This window comes from Pseudomonas kairouanensis (assembly GCF_004682055.1).
Taxonomy (GTDB): domain Bacteria; phylum Pseudomonadota; class Gammaproteobacteria; order Pseudomonadales; family Pseudomonadaceae; genus Aquipseudomonas; species Aquipseudomonas kairouanensis.
The window spans coordinates 72,828-95,574 of record NZ_QUZU01000023.1 but is presented as its reverse complement, the minus strand read 5'-3'; the positions used below and the strand labels follow the sequence as shown (position 1 = coordinate 95,574).

Genomic DNA, 22,747 nt, shown 5'->3' with positions numbered 1-22,747 from the left:
TTTTGGCCTGTTGGCGCTGGCCCTGCTGGTGGCCTGTGTTGGCCTGCTGTTGTTGCTGGCCAAGCTCAGCGGCGGCGCAGCATTCATGCAGGACGTGATCCGCATGCAGTTTTTGGGGCGTATGGACGGCAGCGAAGGCTCCAGTGGCGTGCTGTATTACTTCACCAGTTCCCTGGGTAACTACGCCTTCGCCTACCCGATGGCGTTGCTGGTGTTGGTGGCGCTGGCCGTCGGCGGGCGGCGCACGCCGGACCCTGCGCTGCAACTGGTGCTGTACTGCGCAGCCGCGGGCTTGCTGGTGATGCTCGGCCTGTCGATTCCCCAGGCGAAAAAGGCGCGCTACGTGCTGGCGATGCTGCCCATGGCGGCAATCATTGCGGCGTACCCCTTCCACATTGCCCAGGGCCGCGTGTTTGCCTGGCTGCGTGGGCTGATGCTGGGCCTCTGGGTGCTGCTGCCGGTGGTGCTGGCGGTTGCCTTGCTGATGGTGCAGCGCCGTTACACCCAGCAGTTGGACCACCTCGGGCTGGCCTTTGCGGTGCTGGGTGCGCTGCAGGTATTGGCGTTGTTGATGCTGTTCAAGCCACGCTTGCGTCCAGTCGGTCCGGCATTCATGGCGGTATTGGCGCTGTGGGCCACCTATATCCTGGTGGTCGAACCGCTGCAGCGCAGCCTTTACGACACCCGTACCTTCAGTCTGGCCGCCAAGGCCCGGATCCAGCAGGATCCAGCACCCGTGGTGCTGCATGGCTTGGGCAAGGACGCGAAGGCGATCAAGTTCATGGTCAATTACGATTGCGACCGAGTGCCGCTGTTCACCCAGAAACCGGCAGACCTGAACCCCATTCCCACCCCGGCGTGGCTGGTAATGAGCGCCGCGGATTTTGCCGGGCTGCAAGACCCGCGCTTACGCGCTATCACGCCGACGCTTACCGGTGAGTTCGACATGAACCCCTATGTGCTGCTGCACCTGGTCAAGCCCACCGCCCCCTGAATGCATTATTTTTGCATTCAACCCTCATTAATATGCATTGGCGCTGCGCTAAAGGGCGCGGCACACTGCATGGGTTCCTTCCCCCAATGTAGGAACTTTCAAAGGGCTTCTCCGGGCAACCAGACAAGCCTTTTTTTTGCCTGTCGTTTATGGATTCTCTCCGATGCTCGCTCGCTGGTTCCCCGCTGCAATCAACACTCGTCCCACTGAATGGAGCCGTGCCGCCATTGGCATGGCCTTGGGCACAATGCTCAGCGTCTGGGTGTGCGCCCAGGTGTTTGGCATGGAAGTCGCGCTGCATCTGCTGGGCCCGCTGGGCGCCTCGGCAGTGCTGCTGTTCGCGGTGTCGTCCGGCGCGCTGGCGCAACCCTGGTCGATCATCGGCAGCTACCTGTGCGCCGGTGTGGTTGCTTTGTTGGTGGCGCGCGTGCTCGGGCGTACCCTGGGTAGTGCGTGCCTGGCGGCGGGCATGACCGTGGTGTTGATCTGTTGGTTGCGCTGCCTGCATCCGCCGGCCGGTGGCCTGGCCATGACCCTGGTGTTGGCTGATCCGGCCTCTGCCGGGTTGGGGTGGCAAGAACTCGGCGCGGTGATGCTTGGCGCGGGTGCGTTGCTGACCTGCGCACTGGCCTATAACAACGCCACGCGCACACGCTACCCCAAGGGCGCCGTGGAAACGCCGGTCAAGCCCATGGGCTACACACCAGCACCCGTGGACCCCGCGATCACCGCCGCCGACCTCAAGCAGGCACTGGCAGACAGTGAGCAGTTCTACGACATCGAGCCCACGGAGCTGGAACAGTTGATCCACGCCGCTGAAGCCCATGCGCGGCGGCGCAGCATTGGCGAGGTGCTGGCCAGCCGTACGGCATAAATGCAAAAACGACCTGCAGGATTGACGGTTGTACTGGGCAAATTTGCACTGGTAGGATCGCGAGATGGTTCGTCCGCGAACATCTTGATAAAGAACAATAAAAGCAGGGAGTTAGAGATGACTGCTCAGGTTTCATCCGAAGCAAGCCGTGCCGACACACTTCAGGACGAAGTACTGGCCGACGTACGCAACCACATCGGCCACCTCACCCTCAACCGCCCCGCCGGCTTGAATGCCATTACCCTGGACATGGTCCGCAGCCTGACCCGCCAGCTGCAGGCCTGGGCCGATGACCCCGCCGTCTACGCCGTGGTCCTGCGTGGCGCAGGCGAAAAAGCTTTCTGCGCTGGCGGTGACATCCGCTCCCTGTACGACAGCTTCAAAAGCGGCGACACGCTGCACCAGGATTTCTTCGTCGAGGAATACGCGCTGGACCTGGCCATCCACCACTACCGCAAACCTATCCTTGCCCTGATGGATGGCTTTGTACTGGGCGGCGGCATGGGCCTGGTGCAAGGTGCCGACCTGCGCGTGGTGACCGAACGCAGCCGCCTGGCGATGCCCGAAGTGGCCATCGGTTACTTCCCGGACGTAGGCGGCAGCTACTTCCTGTCGCGTATCCCCGGCGAGCTGGGGACCTACCTGGGCGTGACCGGTGTTCAGATCCGCGCCGCCGATGCGTTGTACTGCGGGTTGGCCGACTGGTACCTCGACAGCGCCAGGCTGGCCGACCTGGACCACAAGCTCGACCACTTGCACTGGCACGCCTCACCCCTCAAGGACCTGCAGGGCGTACTGGCCAAATTGGCCGTGCAACAACTGCCCGATGCGCCGCTGGCCGTTCTGCGTCCGGTAATCGACCACTTCTTCGCCTTGCCCGACGTACCCAGCATCGTAGAGCAGTTGCAGGCAGTTACCGTCGCCGACAGCCATGAATGGGCGCTCGCCACGGCCAGGCTGATGCAAACCCGTTCGCCCCTGGCCATGGCCGTGACCCTGCAGATGCTGCGTCGCGGCCGTCACCTGCCGCTGGAACAGTGCTTTGCCCTGGAACTGCATCTGGACCGCCAATGGTTCGAACGCGGCGACCTGATTGAGGGCGTACGCGCGCTGATCATCGACAAGGACAAGGCGCCGCGCTGGAACCCGCCGACCCTCCATGGGCTGGCTGCCAGCCATGTCGAGAGCTTCTTCCATCACTTCGAGCAGGTTGCGAACTAAGCCATGCAAGACATTGAATACACAGAAGAACAAGTGATGATCCGCGACATGGCACGCGACTTTGCCCGTGGCGAAATCGCCCCCCACGCCCAAGCCTGGGAAAAGGCCGGCTGGATCGATGACGCCCTGGTGGCGAAGATGGGTGAATTGGGCCTGCTGGGCATGGTGGTGCCGGAGGAATGGGGCGGCACCTATGTCGATTACGTGGCCTATGCCCTCGCCGTCGAAGAAATTTCTGCGGGCGACGGTGCCACTGGCGCACTGATGAGTATCCACAATTCAGTAGGTTGCGGGCCGATCCTCAACTACGGCACACCTGAGCAAAAACAAACCTGGCTCGCCGACCTTGCCAGCGGCCAGGCAATTGGCTGTTTCTGCCTGACCGAACCCCAGGCCGGCTCCGAAGCCCACAACCTGCGCACCCGCGCCGAGCTGCGGGACGGCCAGTGGGTCATCAACGGCGCCAAGCAATTCGTAAGCAATGGCAAGCGCGCCAAGCTGGCTATCGTGTTTGCAGTGACTGACCCCAACCTGGGCAAAAAAGGCATCTCTGCGTTCCTGGTGCCCACTGACACCCCAGGTTTTATCGTGGACCGCACCGAACACAAGATGGGCATTCGCGCCTCGGACACCTGCGCGGTCACGCTCAACCAATGCAGCGTGCCCGAAGCCAACCTGCTGGGTGAACGAGGCAAGGGCCTGGCCATCGCCCTGTCCAACCTGGAGGGTGGTCGCATCGGCATTGCCGCCCAGGCCCTGGGCATCGCCCGTGCGGCCTTTGAAGCGGCGCTGGCCTATGCCCGTGACCGTGTGCAGTTCGACAAGCCGATCATCGAACATCAGAGCGTGGCCAACCTGCTGGCGGACATGCAAACCCGGCTCAACGCGGCACGGCTGCTGATCCTGCATGCGGCGCGCCTGCGCACGGCCGGTAAACCTTGCTTGTCGGAAGCGTCCCAAGCCAAGTTGTTTGCATCTGAAATGGCCGAAAAGGTCTGCTCCTCGGCGATGCAGATTCATGGGGGGTATGGGTACCTGGAGGATTACCCGGTGGAGCGTTACTACCGGGATGCGCGGATCACGCAGATTTACGAGGGAACCAGCGAGATTCAGCGGATGGTGATTGCCCGCGAACTCAAGCACTACCTGCTCTGAATGGCTGAGGGGGCTTGCCCCCGATGACAATGTGTCAGTCTGCCTATCTGGGACTGACTCGCCGCCATCGGGAGCAAGCCCCCTCTCACATTCAGATCGCCGGTGTTTGGGGGCTCAGGTTATTTGTCCTTGAATTCTGGCGCCCGTTTGGCCACGAATGCTGCCATGCCTTCCTTTTGATCCAGGGTGGCGAATGCCGCATGGAACACCCGGCGTTCAAAACGCACCCCTTCGGACAGGCTCACTTCAAACGCCCGGTTCACGCTTTCCTTGACCATCATGCTGATGGGCACCGACTTGCTGGCAATCAGCGCGGCGACTTTCAGCGCTTCTTCCAGCAGTTCATCGGCCGGTACGATGCGGGCCACGATACCGCAGCGTTCTGCTTCAACGGCATCGATAAACCGCCCGGTCAGGCACATTTCCATGGCCTTGGCCTTGCCCACCGCGCGGGTCAGGCGTTGGGTGCCACCCATGCCCGGCAGCACGCCAAGGTTGATTTCCGGCTGACCAAACTTGGCCGAGTCGCCGGCCAGGATAAAGTCGCACATCAACGCCAGTTCACAGCCACCGCCCAGGGCAAAGCCGTTTACCGCGGCAATGATCGGCTTGCGGCGGTTGGCCACGCGGTCGCTGTCGCTGAACAGGTCATCAAGGTAGATCTGCGGGTAGGTCAGCTCAGCCATTTCCTTGATGTCGGCGCCGGCGGCAAAGGCCTTCTTCGACCCCGTCAGTACGATGCAGCCAATTTCCGGGTTGGCTTCCAGGCCATCCAGCGCCTGGTTCAGTTCGCTGACCAACTGTGCGTTCAAAGCGTTCAGGGCTTGTGGGCGATTGAGGGTAATCAGCCCGACGCGGCCCTGGACTTCAAGCAAAAGGGTTTCGTAACTCATGTATCGGCTCCTTAGAGGTTGCGTGAGATGACCATGCGCTGAATATCGCTGGTGCCTTCGTAAATCTGGCAGACCCGCACATCGCGGTAGATGCGCTCCAGGGGGAAGTCGCTCAGGTAACCGTAACCGCCCAGGGTTTGCAAGGCGGCGGAACAGACTTTTTCCGCCATTTCCGAGGCGAACAACTTGGCCATGGACGCCTCGACCAGGGCTGGCTTGCCGCTGTCACGCAGGGCGGCGGCGTAGTGCACCATCTGCCGCGCGACGGCGATTTGCGTGGCCATGTCCGCCAGGCGGAAAGCCACGGCCTGGTGCTCGATGATGGCCTTGCCGAAACTTTGCCGTTCACGAGCATAGTCACGGGCCGCTTCAAACGCTGCGCGGGCCATGCCCACGGATTGGGAGGCGATGCCCACGCGGCCGCCTTCCAGGTTGGCCAGGGCGATCCGGTAACCGTCGCCCTCCTCGCCCAAACGGTTGGCCAGCGGCACCTTCACGTCGTCAAATAGGATCTGGCAGGTATCAGAGGCGTGCTGGCCGAGTTTGTCTTCGACCCGAGCCACGCTGTAGCCCGGCGAATCGGTCGGCACGATGAACGCGCTGATTCCACGTTTGCCAGCCGCCGGATCGGTGACGGCAAACACAATCACGACGCCCGCGTTTTGCCCGGAGGTGATGAACTGCTTGCAGCCATTGAGCACGTAGTGGTCGCCATCGAGGCGCGCACGGGTCTTCAGGCTGCTGGCATCGGAACCGGCCTGAGGTTCGGTGAGAGCAAAGGCACCGAGCATGGCCCCGCTGGCCAGGGGCTTGAGAAAGCGCTCCTTCTGCTCGTCATTGCCAAAGCTGAGGATCGGCACGCACCCTACCGAGTTGTGCACACTCATGATGGTGGAGCAGGCACCGTCGCCGGCGGCGATTTCTTCCAGGGCCATGGCATACGCCAGGTAGCCGGTGTCGCACCCACCCCACTGTTCCGGTACCAGCATGCCAAAAAAGCCCAGTTCGGCCATTTCACCGATGGCCTCCTTGGGGAAGCGATGCTCGCGGTCCCATTCGGCCGCGAAAGGTTTGAGGCGCTCCTGGGCAAATTGCCGGGCCGCGTCGCTGATTTGCAGTTGTTCGTCATTGGGCAGCATGGTGTGTCCTTAATACAGGCATTCGACAGCCATGGCCGTGGCTTCACCACCGCCAATACAGATGGCGGCAACGCCACGCTTGAGGCCTTTTTGGCGCAGGGCTGAGAGCAGGGTCACCAGAATCCGCGCACCGGAGGCGCCAATCGGGTGGCCCAGGGCGCAGGCACCGCCATGGATATTGACCTTGGCGTGGGATATTTCCAGCTTGCTCATGGTCACCAGGCTGACCACAGCGAAGGCTTCGTTGATCTCGAACAGATCGACGTCATCCAGCGTCCAGCCGGTCTTGGTCATCAGCTTGCGAATGGCACCCACCGGCGCGACCGGAAACAGCCCCGGCTCGTCGGCAAAGGCCGCATGCCCATGAATCACTGCCAAGGGCTTGAGCCCGCGCTTGAGCGCCTGAGACTCGCGCATCAGCACCAGCGCCGCTGCACCATCAGAGATAGAACTGGAATTGGCCGCCGTCACCGTGCCGCCTTCGCGGAACGCCGGTTTAAGGCTGGTGATCTTGTCCAGCCTGGCCTTGGGCGGCTGCTCATCGTGCTCGACGGTTTTTTGCTCTTTGCCCACGGTAACCTGCACCGGGATGATCTCGGCAGCGAAGTTGCCATCGGCAATGGCTTGCTGCGCACGGGTCAGGGAGGCGATGGCGAAGGCGTCCTGGGCCTCACGGGTAAAGCCGTTGTGCAACGCACAGTCTTCGGCAAAGGTGCCCATCAGGCGGCCTTTGTCATAGGCGTCTTCGAGACCGTCGAGGAACATATGGTCCAGCACACGCCCATGGCCCATGCGATAGCCGCTACGGGCGCGGTCCAGCAGGTACGGGGCGTTGGACATGCTTTCCATGCCGCCGGCGATCACCACCTCGACACTGCCCGCCAACAACGAATCATGGGCCAGAATGGCCGCCTCCATGCCCGAGCCACACATCTTGTTGAGGGTGGTGCAGCGCGTGGACTTGTCCAGGCCCGCACCCAGCGCGGCCTGTCGGGCAGGCGCCTGGCCGAGGCCGGCAGGCAGCACGCAACCAAACAGCACTTCATCCACGGCGTCGGTGGCAATGCCCGCGCGCTCGACGGCGCCACGGATCGCGGCGGCACCCAGTTGCGGTGCGGTCAGGCCCTTGAGGTCGCCCTGGAACCCGCCCATGGGGGTGCGCACGGCGCTGACAATCACGATGGGATCGGTCATCACAAATGCTCCTTATTTGGCTGCCATGCGCAAGGCCCCGTCGAGACGGATCACCTCGCCATTGAGCATGCTGTTTTCGATGATATGCCGCACCAGCGCAGCGTACTCGGCCGGTTTGCCCAGGCGCGGCGGAAATGGCACGCCTGCGGCCAGCGAGTCGCGCACTTCGGGGGTCATGCCGGCCATCATCGGGGTTTCGAAAATACCCGGTGCGATGGTCATCACACGGATGCCGAAGCGTGCCAGTTCACGGGCGGCCGGCAAGGTCAGGCTGGCAATCGCGCCTTTGGAAGCCGAGTAGGCCGCCTGGCCGATCTGCCCGTCAAACGCAGCCACCGACGCCGTATTGATGATGACCCCGCGCTCGCCATCGGCGTTCGCGTCGGTTTCGGCCATGGCCGCAGCCGCCAGGCGCAGCAAGTTGAAGCTGCCGATCAGGTTGACGTTGATCACCTGGGCAAAGCTGGCCAGCCCGTGGGGGCCATTCTTGCCGAGGATCTTCTCGCCGCGCACCACGCCGGCGCAGTTCACCAGGCCGTGCAGGCCACCAAAGGCGGCGACCGTGGCGTGTACAGCGGCTTGGGCAGCGGCCTCCTGGCTGATATCGGCAACGGCACTGCGGGCGTTATCCCCCAGTTGCCTGGCTTTGGTCGCCACGGCGTCGGCGTTCAAGTCCACCAGCATCACCCTGGCGCCGGCCGCGACCAGCATGTCGGCGGTGGCCGCGCCCAGGCCCGAAGCGCCGCCGCTGACCAGGAATACCTTGTTTTCAATCTGCATTGTTGTTGTCCTTGGGCTTTGCGAATGGCCTCAATAATCGCCCCGACGATTCGGCGCAGCAATGGTCAAAGCCATCAACCTGGCTGACTGGTTTGGCCAGTCATCGATCCCGCTGATCGATTGGTCAGCCCAAGCGATTGGACGCTCTGCGCGCAAGCTTCTAACCTGAGGGCCTGCGCCACAGAAGAAGCCCTGCCCTCGATGATTGTCCGCCCCAAACCCAACCTGCTGGGCATCCTGTTCTCCCTAAAGGGCTCGATTGCCAAGCGCATTGCCCTGCGCAGCCTGCTGGTCACGTTGCTGGCCTCGGTGATCGTGCTGGTGGAAACCCTGCACCCGGCCTACTTCTCCAAGGTCAACGCCACACCGTTCACGCTGCTGGGCCTGTCACTGTCGATTTTCATGAGCTTTCGCAACAACGCCTGCTATGACCGTTGGTGGGAAGGCCGCAAACAATTGGGGCAGATGATCATCGATGTGCGCTCGCTGATCCGCGAAACCCAGGTACTCATGGACCCCTCGGAGCGCGCCGGCGTGCTGCGGGGCTTGTGTGGCTTCGCCCACGGCCTGATTGCCCGCTTGCGCCTGGAAAGCGAAAGCCAGGCGATCAGGCCCTGGATCGACGTGGGCGGCGACCACCCAAACCCACCGGATCAGGTGCTGCAAACAGTGGGCGCACGGTTTTCCCGGCTGGCCGAGCAAGGCGTGATCAGCGAATGGCGCTATACCCAACTGGAAGCGCGGTTGGTGAGCCTCAGCCAGGTCCAGGCCTCGTGCGAGCGGATCAAAAGCACACCGCTACCCTTCCCTTACACTTTGCTGCTGCACCGCACCATCTACCTGTTCTGTATTCTGCTGCCATTCGCCATGGCCGAGCCCCTGGGCTGGCTCACGCCGGTGTTTACCGCCATCGTCAGCTACACCTTTTTTGGCCTTGATGAAATTGGTGATGACCTGGAGGACCCGTTCGGCTTCGACGAGAACGACCTGCCCTGCAATGCCATCGTGCGTACCCTGGAGCGCGAGATCCTTGCCGCCCTCGGCGAAACCGAGCTGCCCCCTGCCCTGGAACCGGTGGAATACGTGCTCACCTGACGCGGGTTTGACACTCGCGGTGGTCTGGTCGAAGCTTGCGCCTTTGCAATCGCTCGGACGCCTGCATGTCAAAGTCACGCCGTTACTCCATCATCGGCCTGTGCGCCCTGTTGTTTGTCGTGTTGCTCACCTGGTATTTCGCCCGCTCCACCCCGGTGGCTGTACCGGCCGCAATTGCCCATGGTTATTCCAAAGCCCTCAAGCAAGCGCGCAACGGCGAGCCCGGCGCCGCACGGGTGCTGTATCAGCAATTGGGCCGTCCGGACCTGACGCCTGAACGCCGTGCCGCGCTGCATGCAGAGTTGCCTAACTACCCCAGCCCCCAGGCGTTGAAGCTGGCAGACAAAGACCTGGCCAGCGATTCACCCCTGGTACGCGAAGCCGCTATTCATAGCATTGTCGGGCTGGTGCCCTCCGGCCAGCGCACGCTGTTGCTGGGCCCGGCCCTGGATGACCCCGAGCAAGGCGTGCGTTTTGCTGCCGCCAATGCCCTGCTGGGTTTATCCCCGGACACCCTGGGGTTGTACTTCGGGCCGTTGCAGCAGGTGCTGGACGAGTTCGTGAAAAAGCTCAAGGCCCAGCCGCCAACCGCCGAAAGCTGGATTCAACTGGCGCGCCTGTACATCCACAGCGCATTGCTGCCACAAGCCCAGGACGCCCTGGAGCAAGCCATGCGCCTTGAACCGGACAACCTGCAAGCCGTAGTCGCGCAGATCGAGTTGCTGGACAAACAAGGCAAGTCAGAGGAGTCGCGCCAATTGCTGGCCCGCCAGTTGGCCGCCCACCCGGAATCGGCCTATCTGCAGCACGCCCTCGGCATGTGGTTGCTGCACCACGGCGAGCGTCCGTACGCCTTGCTGGGCCTCTCCAAAGCGGTAGAGTTGGAGCCGGATAACCAAGACTATCGCTACGACCTGGCCACCACCTTGCATGCCCAGCACGAACTGGAAGCGGCCCAGCGCCAGCTGGAAGAAATCCTCCAACGCCACCCGGCCAATCGCAAGGCGCGGGTATTGCTGGTCAATTACTGGAAAGAAAGCGGTCAGTTGCAAAACGTACAGGTGCTGTTGGCGCAGCTAGAGCAGCAAAACCCTGACGACCCGGCGCTCCAGCAAGGCCTTTGACGCCGGCCGAACCTTTGTACAAATTTTACGAGTTGTGGAACGGCCTCGTGCCATCAAGGTCAAGAGAAATATAGCGCGCCCAGGGCGGCGCGTACTTTTATTCAAACGTGACCCGAGGGCACTCCTTGTCAACATCCAATGAGCTGTTCAGTGAAAAGGCCGCCACCGGTATCGAAGGTCTGGATGACATTCTTTCCGGCGGTTTGTCCCGCAGCCACCTGTTCCTGCTGGAAGGTGAACCTGGCACCGGTAAAACCACGGTCGCCCTGCACTTTCTGCAAGCCGGGGCGAAAAATGGCGAGCGCTCGCTTTACATCACGTTGTCCGAAACCGAACGCGAGTTGCGCCAGGGCGCCAAGTCCCACGGTTGGGACCTGGACGACAATATCCATATCTTCGAGCTGACGCCGCCGGAAAGCCTGCTGAACGCCGAGCACCAGCAGAGCCTGCTGTATTCCTCCGACCTGGAGTTGGGCGAGGCCACGCGGCAGATCTTTGAAGTGGTCGAGCGGGTCAAGCCCACCCGTGTGGTCATCGACAGCCTCTCTGAAATCCGCCTGCTGGCGCAAAGCTCGCTGCGCTATCGCCGGCAGATCCTGGCGATCAAGCACTACTTCGTGCGTTATGACGCCACCGTGTTGCTGCTGGACGACCTGACCACCGAGTCCCTGGACAAAACCGTGCACAGCGTGGCCCACGGCGTGATCCGCCTGGAAGAACTCACCCCTAACTACGGCGCCGAGCGTCGCCGGGTGCGGGTAGTCAAATACCGTGGCCAGAAATACCGCGGCGGCTTCCATGACTTCACCATCATGCACGATGGCGTCCATGTGTTCCCGCGCCTGGTGGCGGCCGAACACCGTGGTGGCTACAACCGCCAGACTCTCACCAGCGGCATCAGCGCGTTGGACTCCTTGCTGGGTGGCGGTATCGAGACCGGGTCCAGCAGCTTGATCCTGGGGCCTGCCGGTACAGGTAAATCGCTGATCTCAATGATCTTTGCCGCCGCCGCCGTGGCGCGGGGCGAAAAGGCTGCGCTGTTTATCTTCGATGAAGAGCTGGGCCTGCTGTTCGAGCGCATGAAGAACATGGGCATCGACCTTGCCGCACTGCAAGCCACGGGCAACCTGCTGATTGAACAGGTGGACGCCGCCGAGCTGTCGCCGGGTGAGTTCTCCCACCGCGTGCGTCGCTGCGTGGATGAGAGCGGCACCAAGACCGTGGTCATCGACAGCATCAACGGCTACCAGGCCGCGATGCCGGAAGAAAACGCGCTGATCCTGCACATGCATGAACTGCTGCTGTACCTGAACCGTCGCGGCGCTGCCACCTTCATGACCGTTGCCCAGCACGGGTTGGTGGGCGATATGCAAGCGCCGGTAGACATCACCTATCTGGCTGACACTGTGATTCTGCTGCGTTACTTCGAAGCGGTGGGTGAAGTGCGCCGCGCCATCTCGATCATCAAGAAGCGCACCGGCTCCCACGAGTCGACGATTCGCGAGTACCGCATTGGCAGTCGCGGCATGACCGTCGGCGAGCCTCTGCACAACTTCCAGGGGGTGTTACGCGGAATTCCGACGTACTTGGATGCCGGTTCGCCTTTGCTCAAGGATCAGGGGTAGTGCCGGGCCTTACATCGGTCTCCGAGCGCGCAATCATCCTGGCGCCGATGGGCCGTGACGGCTCCCTGGCGCTGATGATGCTCAATGAAGCCGGCTACACCGGCATCGTCGCCACGGACTTGACGACATTGTGTGATGCCTTGGAAGAAGGCGCCGGCATGCTGATCATCGCCGCAGAGGCGCTGTTGGGTGTAGAACTTCAACCGTTGCTGGAAAACCTGCGCCAACAGCCCGCCTGGTCAGACCTGCCCATTGTGTTGATGACGCACCACGGCGGCAGCGAACAGAACGGCTCATCGCACTTGGGCGGTTTGCTGGGCAATGTCACTTTTCTTGAGCGGCCGTTTCATCCGGTGACGCTGATCAGCCTGGTCAGCACTGCCCTGCGCGGCCGACGGCGGCAATATGAAGCACGGGATCGCCTGGTTGACCTCAGCGAAAGCGAATTGCGCCTGCAACGCACCCTGGAAACCCTCGAACAACAGGTTGAGGAGCGCACCGCGCAACTGCGCCATAACGAAGAAGCGTTGCGCCAATCCCAGAAGATGGAAGCGGTGGGTCAATTGACCGGCGGCATCGCCCATGACTTCAACAATATGCTCACCGGCATCATCGGCAGCCTGGAGCTGCTGCGCCGGCGCGTTTCGCGCGGCAAGCTCGATGACCTGGACAGCCTGATCGACCTGGGCGTCACCTCTGCCAACCGGGCGGCGGGTCTTACCCACCGGCTGTTGGCGTTTTCCCGTCGGCAATCGCTCGACTCCAAGCCCGTAGAGATCAACCAACTGGTGACCTCCATGGGTGAACTGCTGCAACGCAGTATCAATGAAAGCATCAAGCTGGAAATGCGCTTGAGCGGCGAACTCTGGACCGCTGAAGCCGACCCCAACCAACTGGAAAGCGCCCTGCTCAACCTGGTGATCAACGCGCGGGACGCCATGCCCAACGGCGGCAGCCTTAAGGTAGAAACCACCAACCGCCACCTGGACAGCGTATTCATTGCGGCCTACGGCACCTTGAAGCCGGGTGACTACGTCGAGCTGAGTGTCAGCGATACCGGGTGTGGCATCCCTGAAGGCCTGATGAGCCGGGTGTTCGACCCCTTTTTCACCACCAAACCCATTGGCCAGGGCACCGGCCTTGGGTTGTCGATGATCTACGGCTTTGCCCGCCAGTCACACGGGCACGTCACCATTCACAGTGAAGTGGGCAAGGGCACCACGGTCAGCCTGTTCCTGCCACGCTATCTGGGTGAAATTGTCGCGGATGTGGCCACCGACCCTGCCATGCTGCCATTCGCCAAGGCTGGCGAAACTGTGCTGATTGTCGAGGACGACCCCGCTGTGCGCGTACTGGTCAGCGCGGTACTCAAGGAGTTGGGCTACGGCTTTGTCGAAGCTGGCGATGCCGATACGGCGCTGCCGATCATTGAGTCGGACCAGCGCATTGACCTGCTGATCAGCGATGTGGGCTTGCCGGGCATGAACGGCCGTCAATTGGCGGAGATCGGCCGCCAGATACGTCCGGACCTCAAAGTGTTGTTCATTACTGGCTACGCCGAACATGCTGCCGTGCGCGGCGGGTTCCTGGACCCAGGGATGCAACTGATCACCAAGCCGTTCACGTTCGACCTGCTGACCGCAAAAGTGCGGGAGATGATTCGCAGCGTGTAACGCGCGACGCCGTTAAAGGTTAGAAGGGGCAACAGCCACCTGTGGCGAGGGAGCTTGCTCCCGCTGGGCCGCAACGCGGCCTCAAGATGGGTCGCTGTGCAATCCAACGGGGGCAGGCCCCCTCGCCACAGGTACAGTGAATGCCTTTGACTGACGGGCTCAGGCGAGCAGGCGTTGGATGTGCTCTTGCAGCGTATCCAGGTCAAACGGCTTGGCCAGGATCGGCGCGTTGCGCGTGATCGGGCTATTGCAGTCGAGAATTTCCTGCGGGTAACCGCTGATGAAAATAACCTTCAGTTCCGGACGCAGCTTGATCGCAGGCTCAGCGATCTGCACGCCCGAGATCCCACCCGGCAAACGGTAATCGGTCACCATCAGGTCCAGGTGCGGCTTGGTGGCCAGGATTTCGAAGGCCTGCTCCCCATCGATCGCCTTTAATACCCGATAGCCCAGGCCGGCCAGGTATTCACCCAGCACAAACATAATGGATTCGTCGTCCTCGACGATCAGAACGACATCTTGTGCATCTTCACTCATGGGAAGCCTTTGTCCGGTCAATTGCTGCAATTACGACCATGGGGTCACGCAGAAGGTTGCGTCGGGGTGACGATTGATTTCATGCCGAGGCCTCAAGGGGCAGGCACACCCGGAACAGGGCGCCCTCGCCTATCTGGCTCTCGACCTCGATGGTCCCGCCGTGGGCCGCCACGATCTGCTCGGAAATAAACAGCCCAAGGCCCAGGCCGGCCGCTACATGGCTGGCGGAGACACGCTCGAACTGCTGGAAAATACGTTTCTGGTTGTCTTCGCTGATACCGATGCCACGGTCGCGCACTTCAACACGCGCCTCGCCGTGCTCGGTGTACACCCGCACATCGACCGGGCTCTTGGCCCCATAACGCAAGGCGTTGGTCAGAAGGTTAGTCACCACTTGCTCGATACGGAACTCATCCCAATTGCCTTCAACGGCCCCTTCGGTCACCAGGTGCATGGACGAGTCCGCCGCCGCCACTTGTGGGGCGAAGTTTTCCACCAGGTTGCGCACCAATTGGGCCAAGTCAACGCGCGCCGGGCGAATGGACAGCTTGCCGGTGCGGATGCGGGAGACATCGAGCATGTCTTCGATCAGGCGGATCAGGCTCTGGATCTGGCGCTCGTCCCGGTCGACCATGGCGTGCATCTTGTCCAGGGTGAACGCGGCGGCGTTGTCCCGGGCCAGGTGCATTTTGCGTAGTTGGGTTTCCAGGATCAGCCCGTTGAGGGGCGTGCGCACTTCGTGGGCGACGATGGACATGAAGTCATCGCGCATGCGCACCGCCTGCTCAAGCTCGGCCTGGGTGGCTTGCAAGCGCGTGAGCAGCAGTTCCTGTTCGCGGCGGCTGCGCTCCAGGGCTTCGACCTGCAGTTTCATCGCCTTACTCTGGCGATACAGGTCGACGAAGATATTGACCTTGCTCTTGACCGCATGGATATCCAGCGGTTTGTGCAGGAAATCCACCGCGCCGCTTTCATAGCCCTTGAAGGCGTAATTGAGTTCGCGGCCGGCGGCACTCACGAACACGATCGGGATGTTCTTGGTTTTTTCGGTGCCGCGCATCAATTCGGCCAGTTCGAAACCATTCATGCCGGGCATCTGCACGTCGAGAATCGCCATGGCGAACTCGTGCTCCAGCAACAGGGACAAGGCCTCGTCGGCGCTCAATGCCTTGAACACCTGGCGGTCCTCGCGCTTGATCAGCGCTTCGAGGGCCAGCAGGTTTTCCGGCAGATCGTCAACGATCAGCAGTTTGGCCTGGACAGTACTTAGCATGGGGAATATTCCAGGGAAGCCAGCAATGAGCCAATCCGGCTCAACGTAAGAATGTGGTCAGGGGTATGCAGGGCCAGGGCCGCGCGGGGCATCACGGCCACGCGGGCCTCAGTGGGGTCTTGCACCACGGTGGTTGCACCTTGTTGTTTGGCGTGGGCCAGGCCGCGCGCGCCGTCCTGGTTGGCGCCGGTCAGCAGAATCGCCAACAGCCCCGCGCCGTAAGTGTCACTGGCGGACTCGAAGAGAAAATCGATAGCGGGCCGCGAGTGATGCACGCGATCTTCCTGGCTCAACGACAGGCTGCGGTCATGCTCCACCGACAAGTGATAACCGGGCCCTGCAAAATACAGCGTGCCAGGCTTGATCACTTCTTTGTCTCGCGCCTCTACCACCGGCATGTTCACCCGGCGGTCGAACACTTCGGCCAATTGGCTGCGACGCTCGTCCGGCAGGTGCAGCACCGTGATGATCGGCAATCCGAACCCGGTGGGCAGCTGACCAAATACCGTGAGCAACGCCTCGACGCCGCCTGCGGATGCACCGATGACGATAGCCTCTATGCCCTGGACCGATGCCGGGCTGGCAGCCGCTTCATTCATAGTTTTCGGTAGATCCGTTCCTGTTTGACCAAGGGTTCGAATTGTTTGCCGAAGGCAGAAAAATCCAGGGTCTCCTTGCTGCCCAGCACCAGGAAGCCGCGATGGCACAGCGACTCATGGAACAACCCAAACGCACGATCCTGTAGTTTTTTATTGAAATAAATCAATACGTTACGGCACGAAATTAATTGAGTTTCTGAGAATACACTATCGGTCGCCAGGCTGTGGTCGGCAAAGGTGACATTCTCTCGCAACGTCTTGTCGAAGATCGCGTAATCGTAAGCCGCGGTGTAGTAGTCGGCAAATGAACGTTGACCGCCAGCCTGCTGGTAGTTGGCCGTGTAGGCCCGCACGTTTTCCAGAGAAAAAATGCCCTGCTTGGCTTTGTCCAGCGATGCTGGGTTGATGTCGGTGGCGTAGATGATGGTGCGCTCCAGCAAGCCTTCTTCACGCAGCAAGATGGCCATGGAGTACACCTCCTCCCCGGTGCTGCAGCCGGCAATCCAGATCTTGATCGACGGATAGGTCTTGAGCAGCGGCACCACCTCCTGGCGGATCGCCAGGAAGTGCGACGGGTCACGGAACATCTCGCTCACCGGAATCGTAAGAAATTGCAGCAACTGCATGAACGCCGCCGGGTCGTGCAGCACGCGCTCCTGCAACGCAGAGATGGTTGCACAATTGAACTGGCGCAAGGCATGCGCCACGCGCCGCTTGACCGACGCACCCGAGTAGTCGCGAAAGTCGTAGCTGTACTTGAGGTAAATCGCCTCGATCAGCAGGCGCAGCTCAATGTCGCTGCTTTTTTCCAAAAAACTTCGCTCCACTTAAATGCGTTCCATCTTTGGCAGCCAGACGCGAATCAGCGAGAACAAACGGTCCAGATCAATCGGCTTGGCCAGGTAATCGTTGGAGCCAGCCGCAAGGCAGCGCTCCTGATCGTCCTTCATGGCCTTGGCCGTCACGGCAATGATCGGCAGTTTTTTCCAGCGCGGATCCTGGCGGATCAAGGCAGTAGCCTCGTAACCGTCCATCTCCGGCATCATCACGTCCATCAGCACCAGGTCGATATCGTCGACTTCATTGAGTTTGTCGATGGCTTCACGGCCGTTACGCCCGATCACCACCACGGCGCCTTTGTGCTCCAGGGCGCTGGTCAGGGCGAAGATGTTGCGCACATCGTCGTCCACCAGCAGGATCTTGCGCCCCTCGAAGACCTTGTCGCGGCTGCGGGCAGTCTTGAGCATCTTCTGGCGATCATGGGACAGCTGGGATTCGACTTTGTGCAGAAAGAGTGTGACCTCGTCCAACAGACGCTCCGGCGAGCGTGCGCCCTTGATGATGATCGAGCGCGAATATTTGCGCAGCTCGGCCTCTTCATCCCGGGTGAGGTTGCGCCCGGTGTAGACAATCACCGGCGGGAACGAGCAGATGTCCTCGGTGGCCATGCGCTTGAGCAGCTCATTGCCGAGCATGTCCGGCAGCTTCAAGTCGATGATCATGCAGTCGTAGACGTGGGTGCGCAGCAGGTCCAAGGCTGCCTGGGCGTAACCGACATCGGTGATCTCGATGTCATCGTCACCGATCAGGCGGGCAATGCTGTCGCGTTGCAGGTCATCGTCTTCTACCAGCAGCACGCGCTTGACCTTCTGGGTCAGCTTGGCTTCCAGGCGGGCGAATACGTCCTTGAGCTCTTCGCGGGTAGTAGGCTTGACCGCATAGCCCACGGCGCCCATGTGCATGGCGGCTTCGACGCGGTCTTCCACGGAAATGACGTGCACAGGGATATGCCGGGTACTGGCGTGCTCCTTGAGGCGTTGCAGCACGGTCAGCCCGGAATGGTCCGGCAGGCGCATGTCCAGCAGGATCGCATCGGGGATGTACTCTTCGGCCAGGCTGTAGCCTTCGTCTGCGCCATGGGCCACCAGGCAGTTGTACCCCAGTTCGTGGGCCAGATCGAAGAGGATACGTGCAAAGTTCGGCTCATCTTCTACCACCAGGATGCAGCGGGTGGTGAACGGGGCCTTGTCACGGTCATCGGCGAAGCGCGGGATAAGGGCGTTATCGGCCACTGGCAGCGGTGAAACCTTGACCGGTGCCGGTGCGGGCGCCACGACCACCTGGCGTGGCGGCTCGATGGGCGCAGCATCCTCCTGGCGCTCGACATACTGCTCTGGCAATACCAGGGTAAAAATACTGCCCTTGCCCGGTTCGCTGGTGACACTGATATAGCCGCCAAGCAAGGTGGCTAGGTCGCGGGAGATCGACAGGCCCAGACCGGTGCCACCGTAGCGGCGGTTGGTGGTGCCATCGGCCTGGCGGAAGGCTTCGAAGATGCTCTCTTGCTGGTCCGGCGCAATGCCGATACCCGAATCGCGCACGGTAAAGGCAATGCCCTCCCCCGGCGCGCGGGACACCGACAGGCTCACCTCACCCTGCTCGGTGAATTTGACCGCGTTGGACAGCAGGTTCTTGAGGATCTGTTCCAAACGCTGGCGGTCGGTAAACAGCATGCCAGGGCTACCTGCCTGCACTTCAACCTGGAAGCCCAGCTTGCGGTCGGCCGCCAGCGGTTCGAACATGCCGCGCAAGCCGTCAACCAGGCGGGCTACGCTGGAGTTTTCCGGGCGCATCTCCAACTTGCCGGCTTCTACCTTGGAAATGTCGAGGATGTCGTTGATCAGGTTGAGCAGGTCATTGCCGGCCGAATAGATCGACTCGGCAAACTTGACCTGTTCGGCACTGAGGTTTTCCTGGGGGTTTTCCGCCAGCAGCTTGGCCAGGATCAACGAGCTATTGAGCGGCGTACGCAGCTCGTGGGACATGTTGGCGAGGAATTCGGACTTGTACTTGCTGGAGCGCTGCAGCTCTTCGGCACGATCCTCCAGCTCCAACTGGGCCTGGTTGAGTTCGACGTTCTTGCGGTCCATGGCGTCGCGCTGCTCGGCCAGGGTCTGGGTCTGCTCGGCCAGTTGCTCGTTGGTCTGCTCCAGTTCCGCCTGTTGGGTTTCCAGGTGGGCCTGGGACTCCTTGAGGATGCGCGACTGCTCTTCGAGCTCTTCGTTGGCGGTCTTGAGTTCTTCCTGTTGCACTTGCAGCTCTTCGTTAAGCTGCTGGGTCTCGGCCAGCACTTCCTGCAGGCGCTGGCGATAACGGGCGGCCTCGATGGAGGTGCCGATATTCCCGGCGATCAGCTCCAGCAACTCCACGTCACGTTCTTGCAGTGGACGCAGGAAACCCAGCTCGATCACGCCATTGACCCGGTCATCATCACTGGTCGGCACCACCAGCACGCTGCGGGTGGCACCTTCACCCAGGCCGGAACTGACCTTGAAGTAATCCACCGGCACATCGTCCAGGCGAATCAGGCGATCAAGCTGGGCGGCTTGGCCAACGATGCCTTCGTCGCTGTAGATCGACTGTTCCAGCTGTTCTTGCTCGCGGGAAAAGCCATAGGTGGCCATGCGCTTGAGGCCGCCGTGTTCTTCGCGTACATACAAGGCAGCTACGGCCGAGCCCATGTACTGGGCAAAGAATTGCAGAATATTGCGCCCCAGCATGTTCAAGGTCAGTTGGCCCAGCACCTGTTCGGCCAGCTCAGTCTGGCCATTGCGCAGCCAGGCCTGTTGTTCCAACCGCGCTGCGATCCTCTGTTGTGACGCGAGGTTTGCGTTATAACTATCTGATAGTGAAATTAAATTCTTTCGGCCGATATACGCCAGGAACCCACTTAGCCCTAGCACGAAGGCCAGGTACAGGGTGACGCTGATCACCGTCGTACGGGTAACTTGCTCGTTACGGTTGATACGGAACTGCTGCTCCATATCCACCGCGTTGTCGTATTCCTTGCGAATTTCATCGGTGAGGCGCTTGCCACGGCCCGCTTTGACGGCGCTGCGGTAGTCACCGCTTTGGCGCTGCATATCAATCATCGATTGGGCGTATTGGTTCCACTCGACCTGCAAGGCTTCCAAGCGTTTGAGGCGATCGACTTGTTGAGGGTTATCCGCCACCAGGTCCTGCAAGTTACGCAGATCGGCGAGGATGCGCGGCTTGGCCACTTCGTAAGGGTCGAGGAAATGCTCATCACCGGTGATCAGAAAACCACGCATGCCGGTTTCCAGGTCCACCGTCAGCTTGGACGACTCATTGAGGTTATTGATAACCCGGTCGGTGTGTTCCACCCACTGGATCACAGACAGCAAATAAGTGATCAGGCAGACAAAAAACACGGCGCTGAGCACGCCCACACCCAGGGGCAAGGCAACGTTTCGGCTCAGGAGGTTACGAAAGCTCTTTTCATCGATGGACGACGCAGGAGTCATGGGCATGCCTTGGCCAAGTGTGGAAAAACCGGGAGTTTGCCCCAAAGTGGCAGGCAAGACCATTTTTCTGGAACGGTTTTGTACAGATTCCTACACTGGAACAGGCTATTCTCTCTGTTCTTTTGTATTGCATTGTTTTTACGGCCAGCGGGAACTTGTCGGGAGTCCGCGCTTACTCATGGAAGAGGCCGGTCTGAACAGCCGCCTGTAAACCTCGCCTTTTTTGGGAATTCCATATTATGTCCGCAGTCACCTCCACCATCCTTGTCGTCGAAGACGATGCCATCGTGCGCATGCTCATTGTCGACGTGCTGGAGGAGTTGGAATACACCGTGCTTGAGGCCGCTGATGCCGAAGAAGCGTTGGTGCGGGTCAAGGACACGGACCAAATCATTAACCTGATGATGACCGATGTCGGCCTGCCAGACATGGACGGCAAGCAATTGGCGACCCTGGTGCGCGAACTGCGGCCTACGCTGCCCATCCTGTTTGCGAGCGGTTACGCGGAAAATATCGATGTGCCGGCGGGCATGCAGGTGATCGCCAAGCCGTTCTCCATTGATCAATTGCGCGACAAAGTCAAAGCAATGCTGCCAGCCGCCTGAGCCAGTCTTTTCCCGTCGCTGCCCAGCCAGGGCAGCGATGTGTGCCTCGCCACACACACACATGACAGTGCTGCCCCCTCTTAACTAAATCCCACCGGAATATATTCTCGCCGTGTTTGCCTCAGTTCACCCTGTTTGCAGGGATTAACGTGACGTTCGGCAAATAAAACTGGAAACTCGGCGGCTTCAGCCCACGCCCTTTAAAAAGATCTCTGGAAGGACGCAACAACATGATTGGAAAACCGACGCGCCTGCTGTTGGCGAGCCTCTCGATACTGATGAGCACCGGCGCCCTGGCCAACTTCACTGCCAGCCCCGCCGAAGCCCGCGCCATCGCCAAGGAAGCCTACTTGTATGGCTACCCGGTGGTGGCGATGTACAAGACGCTCTACACCCAGGCCGTTGACAAGGGCGGCGCGAACTTCAAGGCGCCGTTCAACCATATCGGCAACACCGCCCAGGTGTTCACGCCCAAGGACACTGCGGTTGTTACCCCCAACGCCGACACCCCCTACTCGTTCGTGTGGATGGACCTGCGCAAGGAACCCTTGGTCCTGACCCTGCCCAAGATCGAAGACAACCGCTACTACTCGGTGCAGTTGATCGACCTCTACACACAGAACATCGCTTACCTGGGCACCCGCAGCACCGGCAACAATGGCGGTCACTACATGATCGCCGGGCCTGACTGGAAAGGTCAGCAGCCGGTAGACATCGACCGTGTGGTGTACAGCGAAAGCAACATTGCCTACGCGCTGTACCGCACCCAGCTGTTTGATGAGAAAGACCTCAACAAGGTCAAGCAGATCCAAAACGGCTACAAGGTGCAACCGCTGAGCACCTACGTGAAACAACCCGCACCCGCGGCAGTACCCAAGATCGAGTGGCCCAAGCCAATGGCGACCATGACCGAGGGCCCGCAGCTGTTTCGCTACTTGAACTTCATGTTGGCCTTTGCCGCGCCTCAGGACAGCGAAAAAGACCTGCTGGCTCGTTTCGCCAAAATCGGCATCGCCCCTGGCGCGCCATTCAAGGTCAGCCAATTGACGGCGGAGCAACGCAAGGCCCTGGAAGACGGGATCGCCGATGGCCGCGCTGAATTTGCCGCGTTCAAGAAAGACAAGATCGACACCCACCAGGTGTCCAGCGGCGACCTGTTCGGCAGCCGTGACCGCCTGAAAAACAACTATCTGTATCGCTATGCCGGTGCGGACCTGGGAATTTTCGGCAACTCCACCGACGAAGCCCTCTACCTGAGCTACTTCACCGACAGCGAAGGCAAGCCTGCCAACGGCGCACGCCACAGCTACACCGTGCATTTCGCCAAGGACCAACTGCCACCGGCCGACGCGTTCTGGTCGCTGACCATGTACGACGCCAAGACCAAGTTGCTGGTGCCCAACCACAAGAAGCGCTACCTGATCAATTCGCGCATGCTGCCTAACCTCAAGCTGGACGCCGACGGCGGCCTGACCCTGGCGTTGCAGCACCACGAACCGCCGAAGGCCGAACAGAGCAACTGGTTGCCGGCGCCACCGGGCCCGTTCTACGCGGTGCTGCGTATCTACCTGCCCAAGCCTGAGGTCGGTAGCGGTCAATGGACGTTGCCACCGTTGACACCCCTGAAGTAACACTACGAGG

General features: G+C 60.9%; 19 protein-coding genes and 1 pseudogene. 11 read left to right on the top strand and 9 right to left on the bottom strand.

Annotated elements, in window-relative coordinates; translation table 11 throughout:
- The 4 genes and pseudogenes from DYL59_RS18570 to DYL59_RS18555 form a co-directional block, all read left to right on the top strand.
- Positions 1–994, top strand: a pseudogene (locus DYL59_RS18570) (glycosyltransferase); the annotation flags it as partial.
- 163 nt (positions 995–1,157) lie between these two features.
- Positions 1,158–1,868 (top strand): HPP family protein, encoded by a 711-nt coding sequence (locus DYL59_RS18565; protein ID WP_135290473.1) that lies wholly within the window; start codon positions 1,158–1,160, stop codon positions 1,866–1,868.
- Positions 1,869–1,985: 117 nt separating this feature from the next.
- Positions 1,986–3,089 carry an enoyl-CoA hydratase/isomerase family protein gene (locus DYL59_RS18560; protein ID WP_135290472.1) on the top strand — a complete coding sequence of 368 codons (1,104 nt, stop codon included), beginning with the start codon at positions 1,986–1,988 and terminating at the stop codon, positions 3,087–3,089.
- A gap of 3 nt (positions 3,090–3,092) precedes the next feature.
- Complete coding sequence (locus DYL59_RS18555) at positions 3,093–4,244, top strand: acyl-CoA dehydrogenase family protein (protein WP_135290471.1); 1,152 nt, start codon at positions 3,093–3,095, stop codon at positions 4,242–4,244.
- 119 nt (positions 4,245–4,363) lie between these two features.
- Here the strand turns inward: DYL59_RS18555 and DYL59_RS18550 are convergent, their stop codons facing one another.
- Genes DYL59_RS18550 through DYL59_RS18535 form a run of 4 tightly spaced genes read right to left on the bottom strand, consistent with a single transcriptional unit; the run spans position 4,364 to position 8,250 of the window.
- Complete coding sequence (locus DYL59_RS18550; RefSeq protein ID WP_135290470.1) at positions 4,364–5,137, bottom strand: enoyl-CoA hydratase; 774 nt, start codon at positions 5,135–5,137, stop codon at positions 4,364–4,366.
- Positions 5,138–5,148: 11 nt separating this feature from the next.
- A complete protein-coding gene (locus DYL59_RS18545) occupies positions 5,149–6,276 on the bottom strand; it encodes an acyl-CoA dehydrogenase (protein WP_135290469.1) in 1,128 nt (375 codons plus the stop codon).
- 9 nt (positions 6,277–6,285) lie between these two features.
- On the bottom strand, positions 6,286–7,470 hold the full coding sequence (locus DYL59_RS18540; RefSeq protein ID WP_135290468.1) for an acetyl-CoA C-acyltransferase: 1,185 nt from the start codon (positions 7,468–7,470) through the stop codon (positions 6,286–6,288).
- Between the two features lie 12 nt (positions 7,471–7,482).
- Complete coding sequence (locus DYL59_RS18535; protein WP_135290467.1) at positions 7,483–8,250, bottom strand: SDR family NAD(P)-dependent oxidoreductase; 768 nt, start codon at positions 8,248–8,250, stop codon at positions 7,483–7,485.
- Between the two features lie 201 nt (positions 8,251–8,451).
- Between DYL59_RS18535 and DYL59_RS18530 the strand changes: the two genes are divergently transcribed.
- The 4 genes from DYL59_RS18530 (at position 8,452) to DYL59_RS18515 (ending at position 13,767) form a co-directional block, all read left to right on the top strand.
- Positions 8,452–9,345, top strand: coding sequence for a bestrophin family protein (locus DYL59_RS18530; protein WP_135290466.1), 894 nt, complete (start codon positions 8,452–8,454; stop codon positions 9,343–9,345).
- Between the two features lie 65 nt (positions 9,346–9,410).
- Positions 9,411–10,469, top strand: coding sequence for a tetratricopeptide repeat protein (locus tag DYL59_RS18525; protein ID WP_135290465.1), 1,059 nt, complete (start codon positions 9,411–9,413; stop codon positions 10,467–10,469).
- Positions 10,470–10,594: 125 nt separating this feature from the next.
- Positions 10,595–12,094 (top strand): ATPase domain-containing protein, encoded by a 1,500-nt coding sequence (locus tag DYL59_RS18520; RefSeq protein ID WP_135290464.1) that lies wholly within the window; start codon positions 10,595–10,597, stop codon positions 12,092–12,094.
- A gap of 47 nt (positions 12,095–12,141) precedes the next feature.
- Positions 12,142–13,767, top strand: a complete 1,626-nt coding sequence (locus tag DYL59_RS18515) for an ATP-binding protein (protein ID WP_420359294.1) — start codon at positions 12,142–12,144, stop codon at positions 13,765–13,767.
- 159 nt (positions 13,768–13,926) lie between these two features.
- Here DYL59_RS18515 and DYL59_RS18510 read toward each other — a convergent pair whose 3' ends face one another.
- The 5 genes from DYL59_RS18510 to DYL59_RS18490 all read right to left on the bottom strand — a co-directional run bounded on the left by DYL59_RS18510 (position 13,927) and on the right by DYL59_RS18490 (position 20,501).
- Positions 13,927–14,304, bottom strand: coding sequence for a response regulator (locus DYL59_RS18510; protein WP_003217591.1), 378 nt, complete (start codon positions 14,302–14,304; stop codon positions 13,927–13,929).
- A 79-nt stretch (positions 14,305–14,383) separates the two neighbouring features.
- Positions 14,384–15,577 carry a hybrid sensor histidine kinase/response regulator gene (locus tag DYL59_RS18505; protein WP_135290462.1) on the bottom strand — a complete coding sequence of 398 codons (1,194 nt, stop codon included), beginning with the start codon at positions 15,575–15,577 and terminating at the stop codon, positions 14,384–14,386.
- Positions 15,571–16,176: a chemotaxis protein CheB gene (locus DYL59_RS18500; protein ID WP_135290461.1), complete on the bottom strand. Its 606-nt coding sequence runs from the start codon at positions 16,174–16,176 to the stop codon at positions 15,571–15,573. Before DYL59_RS18500 ends, DYL59_RS18505 begins: the two co-directional genes overlap by 7 nt.
- Positions 16,173–17,003: a CheR family methyltransferase gene (locus DYL59_RS18495; protein ID WP_420359293.1), complete on the bottom strand. Its 831-nt coding sequence runs from the start codon at positions 17,001–17,003 to the stop codon at positions 16,173–16,175. The genes DYL59_RS18500 and DYL59_RS18495 overlap by 4 nt, the downstream gene beginning before the upstream one ends.
- Positions 17,004–20,501: a response regulator gene (locus DYL59_RS18490; protein ID WP_135290459.1), complete on the bottom strand. Its 3,498-nt coding sequence runs from the start codon at positions 20,499–20,501 to the stop codon at positions 17,004–17,006.
- A 4-nt stretch (positions 20,502–20,505) separates the two neighbouring features.
- Here DYL59_RS18490 and DYL59_RS18485 point away from each other — a divergent pair, with 4 nt between their 5' ends.
- The 3 genes from DYL59_RS18485 to DYL59_RS18475 all read left to right on the top strand — a co-directional run bounded on the left by DYL59_RS18485 (position 20,506) and on the right by DYL59_RS18475 (position 22,737).
- Entirely contained in the window at positions 20,506–20,712 is a 207-nt protein-coding gene (locus tag DYL59_RS18485; protein ID WP_135290458.1) for a hypothetical protein, read from the top strand.
- A 28-nt stretch (positions 20,713–20,740) separates the two neighbouring features.
- Positions 20,741–21,106 carry a response regulator gene (locus tag DYL59_RS18480; RefSeq protein ID WP_135290457.1) on the top strand — a complete coding sequence of 122 codons (366 nt, stop codon included), beginning with the start codon at positions 20,741–20,743 and terminating at the stop codon, positions 21,104–21,106.
- A gap of 230 nt (positions 21,107–21,336) precedes the next feature.
- Positions 21,337–22,737, top strand: coding sequence for a DUF1254 domain-containing protein (locus DYL59_RS18475; protein WP_135290456.1), 1,401 nt, complete (start codon positions 21,337–21,339; stop codon positions 22,735–22,737).
- Positions 22,738–22,747 lie beyond the last annotated feature (10 nt).